The organism is Amycolatopsis sp. NPDC051102, from assembly GCF_040682815.1.
Taxonomy (GTDB): Bacteria; Actinomycetota; Actinomycetes; order Mycobacteriales; family Pseudonocardiaceae; genus Amycolatopsis.
Genome location: NZ_JBFBBT010000003.1, coordinates 117,582 through 133,395, shown reverse-complemented (window position 1 = coordinate 133,395; position 15,814 = coordinate 117,582). Strand labels below are relative to the sequence as shown.

15 protein-coding genes are annotated in these 15,814 nt (G+C 69.9%); 7 read left to right on the top strand and 8 right to left on the bottom strand.

Annotation, left to right across the window (positions count from 1 at the left end):
• Positions 1 to 2 precede the first annotated feature (2 nt).
• Positions 3 to 203, bottom strand: a complete 201-nt coding sequence (locus AB0M93_RS10940; RefSeq protein WP_364271026.1) for a hypothetical protein — start codon at positions 201 to 203, stop codon at positions 3 to 5.
• A gap of 59 nt (positions 204 to 262) precedes the next feature.
• On the opposite strand from AB0M93_RS10940, the gene AB0M93_RS10935 reads away from it, so the two are divergent.
• The 3 genes from AB0M93_RS10935 (at position 263) to AB0M93_RS10925 (ending at position 3,936) form a co-directional block, all read left to right on the top strand.
• The gene (locus AB0M93_RS10935; protein ID WP_364271023.1) at positions 263 to 1,228 is read left to right on the top strand and encodes a zinc-binding dehydrogenase; all 966 of its coding nucleotides are present in this window, start codon (positions 263 to 265) and stop codon (positions 1,226 to 1,228) included.
• 137 nt (positions 1,229 to 1,365) lie between these two features.
• Positions 1,366 to 2,406 (top strand): alpha/beta hydrolase, encoded by a 1,041-nt coding sequence (locus AB0M93_RS10930; protein WP_364271020.1) that lies wholly within the window; start codon positions 1,366 to 1,368, stop codon positions 2,404 to 2,406.
• A gap of 90 nt (positions 2,407 to 2,496) precedes the next feature.
• The gene (locus AB0M93_RS10925) at positions 2,497 to 3,936 is read left to right on the top strand and encodes an amino acid permease (protein ID WP_364271017.1); all 1,440 of its coding nucleotides are present in this window, start codon (positions 2,497 to 2,499) and stop codon (positions 3,934 to 3,936) included.
• On the opposite strand, the gene AB0M93_RS10920 is transcribed toward AB0M93_RS10925, so the two are convergent.
• From AB0M93_RS10920 to AB0M93_RS10910, 3 genes are read right to left on the bottom strand one after another with little or no spacing between them, the layout of a single operon-like run.
• On the bottom strand, positions 3,933 to 4,982 hold the full coding sequence (locus AB0M93_RS10920) for a nitronate monooxygenase (protein WP_364271014.1): 1,050 nt from the start codon (positions 4,980 to 4,982) through the stop codon (positions 3,933 to 3,935). The two genes, AB0M93_RS10925 and AB0M93_RS10920, sit on opposite strands and share 4 nt — an antisense overlap.
• A 17-nt stretch (positions 4,983 to 4,999) precedes the next feature.
• A complete protein-coding gene (locus AB0M93_RS10915) occupies positions 5,000 to 5,356 on the bottom strand; it encodes a nuclear transport factor 2 family protein (protein WP_364271011.1) in 357 nt (118 codons plus the stop codon).
• A 50-nt stretch (positions 5,357 to 5,406) separates the two neighbouring features.
• On the bottom strand, positions 5,407 to 5,916 hold the full coding sequence (locus AB0M93_RS10910; protein ID WP_364271008.1) for a MarR family winged helix-turn-helix transcriptional regulator: 510 nt from the start codon (positions 5,914 to 5,916) through the stop codon (positions 5,407 to 5,409).
• A 108-nt stretch (positions 5,917 to 6,024) separates the two neighbouring features.
• Here AB0M93_RS10910 and AB0M93_RS10905 point away from each other — a divergent pair, with 108 nt between their 5' ends.
• Complete coding sequence (locus AB0M93_RS10905; protein WP_364271005.1) at positions 6,025 to 7,797, top strand: family 20 glycosylhydrolase; 1,773 nt, start codon at positions 6,025 to 6,027, stop codon at positions 7,795 to 7,797.
• A 50-nt stretch (positions 7,798 to 7,847) separates the two neighbouring features.
• On the opposite strand, the gene AB0M93_RS10900 is transcribed toward AB0M93_RS10905, so the two are convergent.
• Entirely contained in the window at positions 7,848 to 10,853 is a 3,006-nt protein-coding gene (locus tag AB0M93_RS10900) for an NACHT domain-containing protein (RefSeq protein ID WP_364271002.1), read from the bottom strand.
• A 244-nt stretch (positions 10,854 to 11,097) separates the two neighbouring features.
• On the opposite strand from AB0M93_RS10900, the gene AB0M93_RS10895 reads away from it, so the two are divergent.
• Entirely contained in the window at positions 11,098 to 11,544 is a 447-nt protein-coding gene (locus AB0M93_RS10895) for a pyridoxamine 5'-phosphate oxidase family protein (RefSeq protein ID WP_364271000.1), read from the top strand.
• A gap of 26 nt (positions 11,545 to 11,570) precedes the next feature.
• Positions 11,571 to 12,149, top strand: a complete 579-nt coding sequence (locus AB0M93_RS10890; protein ID WP_364270997.1) for a PH domain-containing protein — start codon at positions 11,571 to 11,573, stop codon at positions 12,147 to 12,149.
• Between the two features lie 6 nt (positions 12,150 to 12,155).
• Here the strand turns inward: AB0M93_RS10890 and AB0M93_RS10885 are convergent, their stop codons facing one another.
• Positions 12,156 to 12,725, bottom strand: a complete 570-nt coding sequence (locus AB0M93_RS10885) for a Uma2 family endonuclease (protein WP_364270994.1) — start codon at positions 12,723 to 12,725, stop codon at positions 12,156 to 12,158.
• Between the two features lie 133 nt (positions 12,726 to 12,858).
• Positions 12,859 to 14,700: a translation elongation factor 4 gene (lepA, locus tag AB0M93_RS10880; RefSeq protein WP_364270991.1), complete on the bottom strand. Its 1,842-nt coding sequence runs from the start codon at positions 14,698 to 14,700 to the stop codon at positions 12,859 to 12,861.
• A 115-nt stretch (positions 14,701 to 14,815) separates the two neighbouring features.
• Here lepA and AB0M93_RS10875 point away from each other — a divergent pair, with 115 nt between their 5' ends.
• Positions 14,816 to 15,436, top strand: coding sequence for a class I SAM-dependent methyltransferase (locus tag AB0M93_RS10875; protein ID WP_364270989.1), 621 nt, complete (start codon positions 14,816 to 14,818; stop codon positions 15,434 to 15,436).
• Here the strand turns inward: AB0M93_RS10875 and AB0M93_RS10870 are convergent.
• Positions 15,433 to 15,807 carry a VOC family protein gene (locus AB0M93_RS10870; protein WP_364270986.1) on the bottom strand — a complete coding sequence of 125 codons (375 nt, stop codon included), beginning with the start codon at positions 15,805 to 15,807 and terminating at the stop codon, positions 15,433 to 15,435. The genes AB0M93_RS10875 and AB0M93_RS10870 overlap by 4 nt on opposite strands.
• Positions 15,808 to 15,814 lie beyond the last annotated feature (7 nt).

The following is a 15,814-nucleotide window of genomic DNA, read 5'->3' as shown; positions in this document are numbered from 1 at the left end:
GCCTATGCCGAGGTGTCGGAGTCGTCGTCACGCCCCGGAGCGAGCCGGCTGGCGAACAGCCCGACCAGCTTGTCGAGCACCCAGGCGGCGGCCAGGCACAGCGGCACGACGACCACCATGACCAGTACGAACTGAACCGGGAACCAGGCCTGGGCGAGCCACAGCTCGACCCCGTCCCACCAGTCGGCCAGCCCGTTGAACACGGTGTGAGCCTACGCGCGCCCTGCTGCCCCGGCGCTCGTGGGGCGGTACGTTGCAGGACATGTTCGCCGTGTACGCGCAGGAACCCAACGCCGACAGCCCGCTGGACTCGCTCGTCGTCGGCGAGCGCCCCGAACCCGAAGTGCCGGACGGCTGGGTCCGCGTGCACGTCAAGGCGGCCAGCCTCAACATGCACGACCTCTGGACGCTGCGCGGGGTCGGGATCAAGCCGGAGCAGTTCCCGATGATCCTCGGCTGCGACGGCGCCGGCACCCTCGACGACGGCTCCGAGGTCGTCATCCACTCGGTGATCAACGCGCCGGGCTGGCAGGGCGACGACACCCTCGACCCGAAGCGGACGCTGCTGACCGAGAAGCACCAGGGCACCTTCGCCGACCACGTCGTCGTGCCGGCCCGCAACGTCGTGCCGAAGCCCGCCGGGCTCAGCTTCGCCGAGGCCGCCACGATGGGCACGGCGTGGCTCACCGCGTACCGGATGCTCTTCGTGAAGTCCGGGCTGCGGCCGGGGCAGACGATGCTCGTGCAGGGCGCCTCCGGCGGCGTCTCGACGGCGCTGGTCCAGCTCGGCCGCGCGGCCGGGTTCCGGGTCTGGGTCACCGGCCGCAGCGAGGAAAAGCGCGCGCTCGCCACCAGCCTCGGCGCGCACCAGGCGTTCGAGCCGGGCGCCCGGCTGCCCGAACGCGTCGACGCGGTGTTCGAGACCGTCGGCAAGGCGACCTGGTCACACTCGGTGAAATCGCTCAAGCCGGGCGGGATCATCGTGGTCTCGGGCTCGACCAGCGGCCCGGACGCGCACGCCGAGCTGCAGCGCGTCTTCTTCCTCCAGCTGCGCGTCGCCGGCTCGACCATGGGCACCCGCGACGAGCTCGCGGACCTGCTCGCCTACCTCGACCTGACCGGCGTCCGGCCGCAGATCGGGGCGGAACTTTCTTTTTCCGAGGCACCGAAGGGCTTTCAGTCGATGCTCGAAGGGGACACCGCCGGCAAGATCGTCTTCACCCGCTAGACCGGCCGTGAGCTGGGCGGATCACGGTATCCGTCCAGCCGCGGCACCTGGTGAATTTTTGACGTGTTCAGTTCGAGACCTGGTCGTTAGCACCGAAATTCGACCAAAACCCCACTTCGGCCAGCTAATCTGTAGTCATGACCGCGACGAAGCGGCCCGCTCCGGCTGAACCGGGCGGCCGGCCCAGTGAAGAGACCGCCATCCGGGTCTCCTTCCGGCGGTATGCCGGCGTCCGCACCCGGGTGCTCGAGGTCGGCGACCCCGAACCGGAGCAGCCCGCCGCTCGCCGCCCCCTGCGTCGCCGGGCCGCGACGCCGCACGTGAAGCCGTCGGCACCGCGCCTGGTGCTGCTGCACGGTTACTGCGACAGCGCCGACACCTGGCGCCCCGCACTGGAGCAGCTCGCCGCCGCCGGCATCCCGGCGGTCGCGGTCGACCTGCCCGGGTTCGGCGACGCCCAGCCGCTGCGGCCCGGCCCGATGCTGCCGCAGCTCGACGCGTTCACCACCGCCGTCGTCCGCGAGCAGGCGGTGCTCGGCTCGGTCGTGCTGGCGGGCAACTCCCTCGGCGGCACCATGAGCCTGCGCGCGGCGCAGAACAGCCGGCTGCCGATCTCCGGCGTCGTGTCGATCGCCGCGCCGGGGTTCGTGGACTCCTGGCTGATCCGCACGGTGGCGCGCTACCCGCTGCCGCTGCGGCTGTACTCGTCGCTGCCGGTCCCGGTGCCGGGTTTCGTGGTGCGCAAGGTCGCCGAGCAGCTCGTCCCGCGGCTGCTGTACGCCAACTCGGGCGGGGCCGACGCGGTGCACGTGCAGCGCTTCACCGCGCTGTTCCCCGACTACCGCGCGACCAAGAGCCGCCTGGAAGAGGCGCGCCAGCTCGTCGCGGAGCTCGCCGACGCCTACCGCCTCGACTCGGTGAAGGTGCCGCTGCTGGTCGTCGCGTGCGGCAAGGACAAGCTCGTCACCGCCGCCTCCGGGCGGCAGCTGCACACGCTCGTCCCGCACAGCAGGCTGCTGGTCCGCGAGGACTGGGGGCACTGCCCGCAGCTGGACGACCCGGTCGAGATCGCCGAGCTGCTCGGCTACTTCGCCGCGAGCGCGGTCCGGACCACGCAGGCCAAACGGGCCGTGGCGACGGCGACGGAGGTCGTGGGCGAAGACACCGCGGCGGGCTGAGCGGCTCACGCTGTCTTCACGCGCAGTTGGCGGTAGGTTCCCCCGTTGGGTCCGTGATCCGGGCTTCCCACCGACCGTTCGGGAGAGATGATGTCCGCTCCAGCGGGTGCCGGCTCCGGCATCTTCCGGCGCAAGCCGATCGACCAGATCCAGGACACGACGGAAAGCGGCGGGCTGCAACGCACCCTGGGGCTGTGGCAGCTGACCGCCATCGGCATCGGCGGCATCATCGGCGCCGGGATCTTCGCCCTCGCCGGCAGCGTCGCGCACGGCGACGACGCGGCGGGCATCCCCGGTGTCGGCCCGGCCGTGCTGATCTCGTTCCTCATCGCCGGTGTCGCGAGCGCGGCGGCGGCGTTCTCCTACGCCGAGTTCGCCGGCCTGATCCCGAAGGCCGGTTCGGCCTACACCTACGGCTACGCGGTGCTCGGCGAGGTCGTCGGCTGGTTCATCGGCTGGGACCTGCTGCTGGAGTACACCGCGATCGTGGCGGTGGTGGCGATCGGCATCTCCGGCTACTTCAGCTTCCTGCTCGGCCAGCTCGGCCTCGACCTGCCCGCGTGGATGCTCGGCGCGCCCGGCACCGGGCCGGGTCACAAGGTCGACCTCTTCGCCGCGCTGCTGTGCCTGCTGATCGCGTACCTGCTCAACCGCGGCATCCGCAGCGCCGCCCGGTTCGAGACGGCGATGGTCGGGATCAAGGTGCTGATCGTGCTGGTGGTCATCCTGGTCGGCTTCTTCTACGTCAAGACCGGCAACTACACGCCGTTCGCCCCGGCCGGCTTCGGCGGCGCGGTGACCGGCGCCGCGACAGTGTTCTTCGCGGTCTTCGGCTACGACGCCATGAGCACCGCCGCCGAAGAGTCGAAGGACGCGCAGCGGCACATGCCGAAGGCGATCCTGTACTCGCTGGGCATCTCGATGGTGCTGTACGTGCTGGCCTGCCTGGTGCTGACCGGCATGCAGAAGTACACCGAGATCGACCCGAAGAGCGGCTTCTCGACGGCGTTCAAGTCGGTCGGGCTCTCCGGGCTGGCCACGGTCATCGCGATCGGCGCCATCATCGGCATCCTGACCGTGCTGTTCACGTTCCTGATGGGCGCCACCCGCGTCGGCTACTCGATGAGCCGCGACGGCCTGCTCCCGCCGTGGTTCGGGAAGACGAACCCGAAGCGCCAGGTGCCGAGCCGGATGACGTGGATCCTCGGCGGCGCGTCCGCGATCATCGCCGGGGTGCTGCCGATCGGCGAGGCCGCCGAGCTGACGAACATCGGCATCCTGCTCGCGTTCGTCGTGGTCTGCGTCGCGGTGATCGTGCTGCGCTACAAGCAGCCGGACCTGCCCCGGACGTTCAAGACGCCGGGGATGCCGGTGGTGCCCGCGATCGGCGTCGTGTTCTCGATCTGGCTGATCACGTTCCTGCAGCCGGCGACCTGGCTGCGGTTCGCCGTCTGGTTCGTCATCGGCCTGGTCATCTACTTCCTCTACAGCCGGCGGCACTCGCTGCTCAACCGCGGCTCGGACGTCTAGCGGATCCGGTCGAGGCGCGCGGCGGCTTCGCGCGCCTCGACCTTCAGCCGCTCGATGATCACGGCGGCCGAGGCGTCGTAGGCGAGCGGGTAGGTCTGGCCCGCCCACAGCGAGATCGCTTCCGGGTCCCCGGCCTTCGCCGACGCCCTGCGCACCGGGCCCGCCAGGTTGTTGAGCTGCGGGTACGCGGCCGGCGCCCCCTCGGAGAGGGCGTCCATGAACCTGTTGACCAGCCCGCGCGCCGGACGGCCGCTGAAGGCGCGGGTGAACGCCGTCTCGCGCTCGGCGAGGGCGAGGGCCTTGCGGTGCGCCTCCGACGTCCCGGCTTCGTCCGCGCGCAGGAAGATCGTGCCGAGCTGGGCCGCGACGGCACCGGCGGCGAGCACGGCCGCGACGTCGGCCCCGTGCACCAGCCCGCCGGCAGCGATCAACGGCAGGTCCACGCGGCCGGCGACGAGCCGCAGCAGGGCCAGGACGCCATATTCCGCGCCGCCGCCGGGCAGGCGCGGGTCGTCGGTGAACAGGCTCCGGTGCCCGCCCGCTTCGAAGCCCTGCAGGACGAGCGCGTCGGCGCCCAGGTCGGCGGCGCGGTGGGCCGCCTCCGGGGTGGTCACGGTGACGACGACCTTCGCGCCGGCGTCATGGAGCCGGAGGACGTCCGACGGCGAGGGCGGGCCGAAGGTGAACGACACCACGGGAATCCGCTTCTCGAGGACGACGTCCAGCTTCGCCGGGTACGCGTCGTCGTCCCACTGGGGTTCGCCGAGCTCGACGTCGTACTCGCGGGCGAACGCTTCCAGCCGGGTTCGGTGGCCGGAGATGTCGGCGCCGGTGTCCGGCTGCGGGACGAAGAGGTTGACGCCGAACGGCCGCCCGGTGAGCTCGGCGACGCGGTCGATCTGCGCGGCCAGCGCGGCGGGGGTGAGCATGCCGGCGGAGAGGAAGCCGAACCCACCGGCCTCGGACACCGCGGCGACCAGCTCGGGGGTGGTGGGACCGCCCGCCATCGGCGCGGCGACGACCGGGAACGTCAGCTCGTCGAACATGCTCCCGAGCGTAGTACTCAGGCGGGCAGCAACATCGTGTAGAGCTTCTTGATCACCCCGTCCTCGACGAGCGCGACGTCGATCCCCCGCACGACCGGCGGCGCGCCTTCCGGGCCGAGCTGCCAGGCGAGGTGGCCCAGGTCGTGGTTGACGAGCACGGGGCCGGCGGCCGAGAAGACGAAGCCCGGCGACTGGGCCAGCAGCCCGCGGGCCTTGGCGTTCAGCTCCTCGTGGCCGGTCGCCACCCCGTCCGGGTCGGCGAACTCGACGTCGGCCGCGTAGGTCTCGGCGATCGCCTTCGCGCGCCGCTCGTCGTCACGTTCGTTGAACACCTTGAGCAGATTGGCTTCCATCAGCTCGGCCACCGTCGCCATGACGTCCTCCTCGGTCTCACGACCATATTAGGTGATATGTCACGCAAATGTCAGGGGTGGTCGTCCGGCCGGGGCAGGGTGCCGCGTTCGACCAGCCGGTCGTAGACGCGGTCGAGCAGCGTCGTCAGCTGCGCCAGCTCATCGGGCCCGAGAGCGTCCAGGACCGCTTCGCGCACGAACCCGACGTGGTCCGGCGCCGCTTGCCGCAACGACTCCCAGCCCGCCGCGGACAGCACGACCTCGGTGCCGCGGCGGTCCTCGGCGGCCGTCCCGGTTTCGACCAGCCCGCGGTCCCGCATCCGCTTGAGGTGGTGCGACAGCCGGCTGCGCTCCCAGCCGATGCGGACCGCCAGGTCGGTGACCCGCATCCGGCCGGCGGAATCGCTCGTCAGGGCGACGAGGACGTGGTAGTCGGCGAGCGAGAGACCGCTGTCGGCCCGCAGCTGCCGGTTCATCTCGTAGTCCAGGCGCAGGTGCACCTTCATGTAGGCGTACCAGGCGGCCGTTTCGGCTTCCGAAAGCAGCGCGAACGGCGATCCCGGCACGAAGTCCCGCGTCACCGCGCGAGCTTAACCACCCAGACTGGTCTAGACCACGAGCACCGGAGGTGCGACGATCCGGGCAGGTGCGACGGCGAGGTCGCGCCCTTCCCGCCAGGAGGTCCCCCGGTGAAGCAGTCCTTCGCGCGGCGGCTCGGCCGCGCACTCGCCGTGCTGGCCCTGATCGGCGCCAGTGCGACAGCAGCCCAGCTCACCCCGGCCGCGGCGGCCACGCCGGCGCTGCAGTCGATCGTGCCGGCGCCGGTCTCGGTGACCCCGGCCGCCGGCGTCACGTTCCCGCTGGTGGCGACGACGAAGATCGTCACCGAAGCCGGTTCGGCGCCGGCCAGGCAGGTCGGCGACTACCTCGCCGGGGTGCTGCGCCCGTCGACCGGGTTCGCGCTGCCGGTGTCCGACGCCCCGGCGTCCGTGCCGTCGGACAGCATCGCACTGCTGCTGAGCGGCGCGCCCGCGTCCGTCGGCGCGCAGGGCTACCAGCTGGTGTCGACGGCGTCTTCGGTCACCGTGCGGGCGGCCACCGCCGACGGGCTCTTCGCGGGCGTCCAGACGCTGCGGCAACTGCTGCCGGGAAGCATCGAGAGCGCTTCGGCGCAGCCCGGCCCGTGGAGCATTCCCGGGGCGACGATCGTGGACTACCCGCGGTTCGCCTACCGCGGCGCGATGCTCGACGTCGCGCGGCACTTCCACCCGGTGTCGACGGTGAAGCGGTACCTCGACCAGCTGGCCCAGTACAAGATCAACAACCTGCACCTGCACCTGGCGGACGACCAGGGCTGGCGCATCCAGATCGACAGCTGGCCCCGCCTGACGACCTATGGCGGCAGCACCCAGGTGGGCGGCGGTGCCGGTGGTTACTACACGAAGGCGCAGTACACGGACATCGTGAACTACGCGGCTTCGCGCCACATCACCGTGATCCCGGAGATCGACATGCCGGGGCACGTGAACGCGGCGCTGGCGTCGTACGCGGAGCTGAACTGCAACGGCGTGGCACCGGCCCTGCGGACGGACACCGCGGTCGGCTACAGCTCGCTGTGCATTTCGAAGGACATCACGTACACGTTCATCGCCGATGTCCTGCGCGAGCTGGCGGCCCTGACCCCGGGCCCGTACCTGCACATCGGCGGCGACGAGGCGTCGTCCACCTCGGCGGCCGACTACCTCACGTTCGTCAACAAGGTGCTCCCCTTGGTGGCGGCGACGGGCAAGTCGGTCGTCGGCTGGCACGACATCGCCAAGGCCACCCTGCCCGCCTCGGCCACCCCGCAGTTCTGGGGCACGACGACGTCGGATTCCGGTGTCTCGACGGCGGTTCCCCGCGGCAGCAAGGTGATCCTGTCGCCGGCGAACAAGGCGTACCTGGACATGAAGTACAACAGCTCGACCCCGATCGGCCTGTCGTGGGCGGGCTACATCGAGGTCCAGGACGCCTACGGCTGGAACCCGGGCTCGTACCTGTCCGGCGTCGGCGAATCGGCGGTCCGCGGGGTGGAGTCGCCGCTGTGGACCGAAACGGTGGTGACGCCGTCCGACATCGACTACCTGGCGTTCCCGCGCTTGGCGGCCCACGCGGAGCTCGGCTGGTCCCCGTGGTCGACGCACGACTGGACGGCGTTCCGGACCCGGCTGGGGGCGCAGGCCCCGCGCTGGGTGGCGCAGTCGATCAACTTCTACCGCTCGTCCCAGGTGGCGTGGGACACCGGCGGAACGACCAACCCGGGCACGTGCACGGACCCGGAGTGGAGCGCTTCGCAGGTGTACACGGGCGGGAACGTGGTGTCCCACAGCGGCCACAAGTGGACGGCGAAGTGGTGGACGCAGGGCGAGGAGCCGGGCACGACGGGCCAGTGGGGAGTCTGGACCGACAACGGCCCCTGCTGAGGTGAAAGACCGGGCCGTCTGCCTCGAGGAGGCGGCCCGGCCCTCCCCGCTCAGAAGAACTGCAGCTCGACCCGTGGTCCGAGCGCATCGATACCGGAACACTGGTGATCACGGTCGAGCAGGACCCGGATGCGCCGCTCGGCCAGTGGACCGAGGTCCAGGCCGGGCCGAACGCCGCGCAGGTCGATCCGCTCCAGCTTGGTCAAGCCGTGGAACTGCGTGAGATCGATGGGTTTCCGGCAGTTCCTGAGCCCGAGCCGCCGCAGCTCGACGAGGCCGCCGATCGGCGACAGATCCGTACCGGGCTCGATGCCGGACAGCTCCAGCCTGGTCAGCCCGCCCAACGCGATCCCGAGGAAGCCGAGATCGCCCAGTCCCTCGGCCGGCGCAAGCGCGAGCTCCCGCAAGTAACGGAAGTCACTCAAGTGCTCAAGCCCGGCGAAGCGCCGGTCACAAGTGAGGTTCAGGTAGCGGAGTTGGCTCCGAAGCTCCCGCAACAGCGAAACATTGCACTCGCCGGCAACGTGCACGAGCAGTCCCCGCAGCGCGTGGACGTGCCGGAACGGGCGAAGGTCCTCGACCTTGTCCGGATAGATCTTGATCTCGACGCTCGTCAGCCGGCGCAGCTTGTGGAGGTGCTCGACCCACTCCATGCTCCGGACTTCGAAGCTGTTGTCGAACAGCGGGGCGTCGCGCAGGACCTGTTCGCAGTAGTCGCCCAAATCGAAGTACCGAGCGCAGGCGACCAGCTCCTCCTGGACTCCCCAACGCCGATCCTGCGCGTACTGGCTGAGCACCCGGAGCACCTCGACTTCGTTCGAAAGCGCGACCGTGCGCACGAGCAACGCCGCGTGATCCTCCGAGAGATCACTGAGATCCGACGGCAGCACGCGGAAGAGCGGGCGCCCCACGGTGGCCAGCGCGCTCACTTCGTCCAAGCTCGTCGGGGGTAGCAGCTCGTGCAGGCAGCCCTCCACCCGGTAGATGGTTTCGGAGGACAACTCCAAGGCACTTTCCAGGCACGATGCCGCGAGCAGCATCAGCCGGTGCCGCGAGCGGACGTCCTCCTCGTGGTAGAAGTCGAACGCCTTGTTGATGATCCCGTTGAGCAACCGGTCACGTTGCACCACGGACGCGTGCGAGCAGGCCATGAGCACCGTCTCCCGCCAGAGGTCGGAGCCCGCTTGGTTGATCAGCAGGTCGATGCTGTCGCGCTCGACCACCTCTTTCGCTGCCAGGAACTCCTGGAAGGTCCGGTGGACGAAGTCGATCCGGCCGATGACCGGCTGACGGATCAGCCCGCTGCGTTCGAGGAGGTGCCGGAGGACCGCGTCCGGCCGCTGGGTCACCCCCGGCATCGTGGCGATCTTGAGGTTCAGCTGGTGGATCGCCTCCTCGCGAGACATCTCGGCCCGGCCGTTCTCGTTCAGCCACCACGCGAGGGCCCTCAGCAAAGCCCGCTTTTCGACCGCGCTCAGCGGTGCCTCGCCGTCGACGGGGACTTTCTTGTCGGCATCGCGCCGTTCGAGCAGCATGTCCAGCGCGGCTTCGTAGAGCGTCATCCGGTCGCGGGGCAGGTTGGCCCGCCGGTCCAGGTTCAGCGCGCAGATCATCGCGCACAACAGGGGGTTGCGCGCCAGCGCGCGAAGGTGTGGCCGAGAATCCAGGTGCAGCAACAGGCTGCGTTGATGCCCAGGCACGTCTTCGCGCGGGCACGGGAGGGCGATCTCCAGGCCGGCCGTCGAATCCAGCAGGGCACTGTGCCAGCGCTCGATGAAGATGCGGACGTCCTGCGGGTTCATCGGCTCGAGGGTGACGGAACGGAACTTGTCGGCCACGAGCCACCGCTCGGTGCGCTCGGCGGGTCGCGACGTGACGACCATCAGGCATCCCGGGAACCGGATGCTGAGCCCGCGAAGCCAGTCCCGCACCTTCGCGCGTTCGTTTTCGGGGAGTTCGTCGACGCCGTCGATCAAGAAGAGCGCGCGGCCGCTTTCCGCGACGCGGTCGACCCAGCCTTCCGGTACCGGACCCCACTGAGGGGCGTTGGCGTGCAGGAGGAACTCGTCCCCGTTCGGCAGGCGGTTCTCGGAGAAGTCGCGGAGCCGGATGAGGAAGGGCACTCTCCCGTTCCAGTCCGAGAGCCTGCCGACGAACCGCCGCCGCACGGCAGTGATCGCGATCCACTGCAGGAGCGTGCTCTTGCCGGCGCCGGCGTCACCCTGGATGAGGATGAGACGTTTGCCGCCGAGGGCGTCCTCGACCCGCACCACGTCCTGAGGCCGCTCCTCGGTGCCCACCCCGACCGGAGCTTCGACACGTTCCGCGGTTCGGCGGGGCTCGTGACCGGCGGGCGTGGCCGACGCCGTCAAGCTGAGATAGGCGACCGTCAAGGTGATGGTCGGTTCGTAGAAGTTCGTCGTGATACCGAGGATTTGCAGCCGGTCGTACAGATTGCTGACCAGCTCGAAGTACCGGTCCCGGAATTCCTCGTCCTGGTCTTCCTCGGTCGAAGCCCGCAGCTCGGTGACCGGAAGGCGGTCGAGCACCTCCCCCAGCTGGCTCGCGATGCCGCTCAACCGGGAGAGCATCTCGACGGACGCGCGGGCGTCGAATTCCGGCAGGTCGCGGACCAGGTGCGCCAGGTAGTAGCAGACCTGGTCCAGCAGCAGGCCGAAGAGCTTCTCTGCCGGTTCGGACAGATCGCCGTTCCGGACGGTCGCCGGCGTGTGTTCCCTGATCTCCCTGGCGAGGCCGATGGGGTTCAGGTCGACCCGGAAGATGACCGCGTCGGTCAGGTCCGCGCTCTCGAGGGCGTCGGCGACCGCCAGGGTCGCCGCCTCACGCTCGTTGTCCGGCAGCCCCGGGAACTCGTTCTCGCACAGGGGTTGCAGACGATCCGCGACCTGATCCTCGATTTCTTCGATCTTCCGCCGGAACTCCCGCTGGTGACGCAACACCGGGTACCGGTAGGCGATCAGTTCGGCGAGCTCCAGCTCACGGCGGTCGGCACTCGTGCGGTTCGACAACCACGCCCGGGCCGCCCGCTTCGCCAACGCGGCCCCCACCTTAAGCAGAGCTGTCTCTAGCCCAACGATGACAGCACTCTCCTCGTCGTCACGACTCCACAGCTGACGCCGGCATACCCCCGGCTGAACTCCCAGTCGCGAATCTCGCACATACCGTTACGGCCGCCAAGGGTGACTCTGCGCGCCGCGTGCGCCCTGTGCGGACGGTTATCGGCGCACTTCGGGCGGTGAATTCCGGACATCCGGACCGTCCGGCGGGTTAGGTTGGGGCATGAGCGTTGATCTGGAGCAGGTTCGCACGCTGTCGCTGCAGGAGAACGGCCTCGCCACCGTCGCCACGACACGCGCCGACGGCACCGTGCACGCCTCCGTCGTCAACGCCGGGGTCTTCGACGATCCGGTGACCAGGGCCCCGGGTGTCGCCTACGTCGCCGTCGGGCGGGCGCACAAGCTCGCGCTGCTGCGGCGGGCCGGGCACGCCACCGTGACCTTCCGCCGGGGCTGGAACTGGGTGTCCGTCACCGGTGCCACCCACCTCGTCGGGCCCGACGACCCCGACCCCGCCTTCGATCCCGCCGGCCTGCCGCAGCTGCTGCGTGACGTCTTCGTCGCCGCCACCGGCACCCACGACGACTGGGCCGAGTACGACCGCGTGATGGCCGCAGAGCGGCGGGTCGCGGTGTTCGTGCGGGCAGACCGGATAATCGGCAACCCCTGACCCGCACGGCCCCAGGAGTCGTCCCGTTGTCCGAGTCCTCCTTCCGCGTCACCACGCCGGTCAAGATTCTGCTCGGCGTGCTCCTCGTCGCCGACGCCGGTTTCGGCGCGGCCCTCGTCTCCGGGCTGCTGCGCGGGCTGTCGCCGTGGCTGATCGGCGGCGCCTACGCGGCGACCGTGCTCATCGCCGTGCTGGCCTACCGGGCCTCCCGCGCCCGTGAGCTCAAGCGCGGCTTCGACGGCCTGCGCGATCTCACGGTCAGCGACGAAGGCATCCGCCTGCCCGCCGGCACGCTCAGCACCCGGCTGGTCCCGTGGGCCCAGATCGCCGACGTCTCCGCCCGGCGCTCGGCCCGCTTCGGCGACGGCTACCTCCGCGACGCCCTTTGGCTCGACCTCGTCACCGGCGGCGGCGTCGAGAGCTCGGTCCAGCGGTACGCACCCCGCGGCCGGCTCGCCCCGGCGCCTCCGGAGCGAAGACAGTTCGAGCAGACCGCGATCCTCGACCCGGCTCTGTTCGACGCGGTGGTCGAGCGGCTCCGGAAGGAGATCCGGCACCGGCAGCTGCACGCCCAGCTCCGCACCCCCCGCCTCCGGGAGTACTGACGCCGGTCAGCCGAGCCGGCCCAGCAGCTCCCCGGGCACGATCCGCACCGGGAACGGCCGCTCGAGCTCGGCCGCCTCTTCGCCCGCTGCCTTGGCCACCTGCTGGTAGTGGCCTTCCGCGTCCAGCTCGAACACGGTCAGTGCGGGCTCCTCCGGATCGATCACCCAGTAGCTGCCGGTCCCGAGCCGTTCGTAGACCGCTTTCTTCGTGTTGAGGTCGTGGATCGCCGTGCTGGGCGACAACACTTCAACCGCCAGCACCGGTGGCGCCGGGAGGTCCTTCTCGGTGAAGTCCTCGTCCCGGCCGACCAGGACGTCGGGCTGCAGCTCCGTGTCGTCGCCCGAGTGCACCGCGAACGGCGCGCCGACCACCTCGAAATCGGGCGGGCACGCAGCTTCCAGCACGCCGTAGAGCCGGTAAGCGATTTTCTGGTGTCTGAGTCCCGGCGCGGGGCTCACGATGAGCACCCCGTCGATGAGTTCGTAACGCCGTCCATCGTCGGGCATCCCATCGAGGTCGTGCACCGTCAGGGGGCCCGAATCGGCGGGATGCTCGATGTCTGCCATGACCGTCATGGTGCTCTCCTTTCGCTCTTCGCACCAGAGGAAACCAGAGAGCACCGACAGAAACCACGTCGAACGCGAGTTCGGCGCCCATATTCACGCAGTGGCGTGAATATGGGCGCCGGTGTCACATCAATGGAACAGTTTACTTCTTGTTTTTACCGGAGTCCTCAGTGGACAGTGCGGCGACGAAAGCCTCCTGCGGGACCTCGACCCGGCCGACGGTCTTCATCCGCTTCTTGCCTTCCTTCTGCTTCTCCAGCAGCTTCCGCTTACGCGAGATGTCACCGCCGTAGCACTTGGCGAGCACGTCCTTGCGGATGGCGCGGATCGTTTCGCGGGCGATGATCCGGGCGCCGATGGCGGCCTGGATGGGCACTTCGAAGTTCTGCCGCGGGATCAGCTCGCGGAGCCGGTTCACCATGCGGTTGCCGTAGTTGTAGGCGTCGTCCTTGTGCACGATCGCGGAGAACGCGTCCACGCCCTCGCCCTGCAGCAGGATGTCCACCTTCACCAGGTCCGCCGCCTGCGTACCGGCCTCTTCGTAGTCCAGCGAAGCGTAGCCGCGCGTACGCGACTTCAGCGTGTCGAAGAAGTCGAAGATGATTTCGCCCAGCGGCATGTTGTACCGCAGCTCGACCCGGTCCTCGGACAGGTAGTCCATGCCGAGCAGCTGGCCGCGCTTGTTCTGGCACAGCTCCATGATCGTGCCGATGAATTCGGACGGGGCCAGGATGCTGACCTTGCTGACCGGCTCGAGCACCTTGTCGATCTTGCTGCCGGTCGGCCAGTCCGACGGGTTGGTGACGTGGATTTCCTTGCCGTCGTCGAGCACCACGTCGTAGACCACGTTCGGCGCCGTCGAGATCAAGTCGAGGCCGAACTCGCGCTCGAGCCGGTCGCGGGTGATCTCCAGGTGCAGCAGGCCGAGGAAGCCGCAGCGGAAGCCGAAGCCCAGCGCCACCGACGTCTCCGGCTCGTAGTCGAGCGCGGCGTCGTTCAGCTGCAGCTTGTCCAGGGCCTCGCGCAGCTCGGGGTAGTCCGAACCGTCCACCGGATACAGTCCCGAATAGACCATCGGCTTCGGCTCGCGGTAGCCCGCCAGCGCCTCCTTGGCGCCGTGGCGCTCCGACGTCACGGTGTCGCCGACCTTGGACTGCCGGACGTCCTTCACGCCGGTGATCAGGTAGCCGACCTCGCCGACGCCGAGGCCCTTGCTGGCCTTCGGTTCCGGCGAGATGATGCCGACTTCCAGGAGTTCGTGGGTGGCGCCGGTGGACATCATCTTGATGCGCTCGCGCGGGGTGATCTTGCCGTCGACGACCCGGATGTAGGTGACGACGCCCCGGTAGGTGTCGTACACCGAGTCGAAGATCATCGCGCGGGCCGGCGCGTCGGCGTCGCCCTGCGGCGCCGGGACCGACTTCACGACCTCGTCGAGCAGGGCGCCGACGCCGATGCCGGTCTTGGCCGAGACCCGCAGCACGTCGTCCGGCTCGCAGCCGATGATGTGGGCCAGCTCACCCGCGTACTTGTCGGGGTCGGCCGAGGGCAGGTCGATCTTGTTGAGCACCGGGATGATCTGGAGGTTGTTCTCCAGCGCGAGGTAGAGGTTGGCCAGCGTCTGGGCCTCGATCCCCTGCGCGGCGTCGACCAGCAGGATCGCGCCTTCGCACGCCTCCAGCGCCCGGGAGACCTCGTAGGTGAAGTCCACGTGGCCGGGCGTGTCGATCATGTGCAGGACGTGGTCCTGCCCGTCGACCTGCCAGGGCAGCCGGACGTTCTGCGCCTTGATCGTGATGCCGCGCTCGCGCTCGATGTCCATCCGGTCGAGGTACTGGGCCCGCATGGCGCGCTCTTCGACGACGCCGGTGAGCTGCAGCATGCGGTCGGCCAGGGTCGACTTGCCGTGGTCGATGTGCGCGATGATGCAGAAGTTCCGGATGAGCTCCGGAGGCGTGAAGGTGGTGTCGGCGAACGTCGTCACTCGAATGAGTCCTCGGAAAGTCGGGGATGGCCACCTCTATGTTCCCACGACCCTCCGGGTGCGGGTGGGGGTCATCCCCGATGCGGGCCGATCCGAGAAGTGGTGCCCTCGAAGTATGAGCACTGCGCACCAGCCGGCACCCCCTCCCCAGCCGGATCCAGGCGGCTTCGCCCGCGTCCTCGACCGGGCCTTCGGCCACCCGTCCGGCGCGCTCGGCCGCCTCGGCGGCTGGGTGATGGCGAGGGGCAACGCCGCCACCGAACACCGCATCGTCGACCTGGCGAAGATCGAGCCGCACGAGACCGTCCTGGTCGTCGGGCCCGGTCCCGGCGTCGGCCTGGACGCCGCCGCCCGGCTGGCCGGGCGGGCCGTCGGCGTCGACCCGTCCCCCGAGATGCTGGGGCTCTGCCACGAGCGCTGCGGCGACCGTGCCGAGCTGCGCGAAGGGTCGGCCGCGCACACCGGCGAGCCCGACGCGTCCGTCGATGTCGTCCTGACCGTGAACAACGTCATGCTCTGGGACGACCGCCCGGCCGGGTTCGCCGAGCTGTTCCGGGTGCTGCGCCCCGGCGGCCGGCTGCTGCTGTCCGCGCACGAGAAGTGGCTGCCCGTGAGCAGGCACGTCCTGGCCGACGAGGCCGCCGCGGCGGGCTTCACCGACCTGCAGACGTGGACCTGGGAGCCGCCGGGCTTCGCGGCCCTCGCGGCGCAGCTGCGCGCCGGCAAGCCCGCCTAGCGGGTGTCCGTGCGGATCGGGTGACCCTCGGGCACCTCGACCAGCACGATGCGCGTGCCGTCCGGATCGGCGATCCAGGCCTCGTCGAGGCCCCAGGGCTCGCGCTGGGCGTCCCGCACCGGCTCCAGCCCCTTGGCCTTGAGGTCGGCCATGGTGCCGGCCAGGTCGCGGACCTGCAGCCAGAGCACCAGATCGGGCGACGCGCCCGTCTCGCCCCGGCCGGAGACCTCGAGGGAGCCGTGGCCGAGGAAGAACACGGTGCCGCCCGGGAACTCCCGCTCCACGGCCAGGCCGAGGGTGTCGCGGTAGAACGCCGTCGACGCGGCGACGTCACGCGGGCGGATCAGCAGCCGGCTCTTCAGGATCTCCATCCGACCA